This is a genomic window from Heminiphilus faecis, from assembly GCF_008728965.1.
In the GTDB taxonomy this organism is placed as follows: Bacteria; Bacteroidota; Bacteroidia; order Bacteroidales; family Muribaculaceae; genus Muribaculum; species Muribaculum faecis.
In genome coordinates this window covers 1-1,222 of the sequence record NZ_VSMC01000065.1, presented here as the reverse complement: position 1 = coordinate 1,222, position 1,222 = coordinate 1, and the positions used below count along the sequence as shown (strand labels likewise).

The 1,222-nt window shown below is 43.9% G+C and carries 1 protein-coding gene; it reads right to left on the bottom strand.

Translation table 11 applies throughout. The features are described from left to right. Nucleotide 1 precedes the first annotated feature (1 nt). Nucleotides 2–1,105: an IS4 family transposase gene (locus tag FW767_RS12925; RefSeq protein ID WP_123407240.1), complete on the bottom strand. Its 1,104-nt coding sequence runs from the start codon at nt 1,103–1,105 to the stop codon at nt 2–4. Nucleotides 1,106–1,222: the final 117 nt, after the last annotated feature.

The window sequence follows — 1,222 nt, the reverse complement described above, 5'->3', positions numbered from 1 at the left end:
TTTAAGTAGATGACAAAAATTTGAAAACATCAAATTTTGGGGTATAAGTCGAACGCATAAGTATGGTAAAAATCTCTTCCAGACCATACTTGACAAACGACTTTGCCTTTCTTCCGTGTTTCAGAATCTTTATCGGTTTAATATTTATATCTTTATGTTCACCAACGAGATACGACCATACAAGAGCGATGCAGACCATCGCGACAAGCCTTGCGATGCGCTCCATATCACGCATATGGGTGTCCTCGATGTTAAAGCCGGAAGATTTCATGGCTCTGAAAGCCGTTTCTATCTCCCATCGCTTTTTGTATGTCAAAACCGCGTCCTCGGGCCGATTGAAGCATATGAGAATCTGCAATTCCGGAACTCCATCGGAGTTTTTGATGCGGCTTCCGGCAAGATAGACATACTCCCCTTTGTGAAGAAAGAGCGTATGGAAGAATTTCTCCTGACCGACCTTCAAATCATTGAACAGCCACCAGGCTCGGATTCTCTCACCGGTGGAAGGCTTGACAATCCAGAAGTTCTGACGTATTCGGATGTAATACCGTATGCGACGGCTGTTGAGCCATCCTGTCCATTCCTTTCCGATGAACTCGCGGTCTGCCACAAGGCAGTCGATGCAGTCTGCTCCGAAAAGACGGATAAAACGTTCCATAATCTTCTTGCGTTCTTCCCAATTGGAGTTGCCACGTTTCGGAAGAAGGCTGAATATCAAAGGGAAGGCAATCCCTTTATAGGTGATGCCTAACATAAGAATGTTGATATTGAACTCCCCGAACTTCCAGTTGGTCCGGTCCATGCTCAGCACAAGACCGGTCTTGACAGGAAGCAGCGAGAAAATCATACGGGCTATGATGTCAAGGTCAAGTACATACTTGGCAAAGAATCTTTGGAGCCGTCTGAGGTTGGAATCCTTGTCTACAGCCGTAGGCATCGCATCAGCCAGTTTGTGGAGGCTGACAGTCTGCACCACACAGAGTGCATGGAGCAGCAACGCCATGAGTTTTATGCGTGCCAAATTCATACTTTGACCAAAGTGCTCTTGCATAATCGGGAGGATTTGGTTAACTTTGACCGAGTCCTTGAAATTAGTAGTTTTCATGAGAAAAAGCGTCCAAACTTTTCCTTTAAATTACTAATTTTCAGGGACTTTTGCAAATTTAATCGACTGAAAATTAAGTGTTTAACAGCATAAATTTAATTTTTGTCATCTACTAAA

Excerpts from the sequence above, each read along its gene's own strand:
- FW767_RS12925 (WP_123407240.1), bottom strand. The coding sequence starts at position 1,105 with ATGAAAACTACTAATTTCAAGGACTCGGTCAAAGTTAACCAAATCCTC.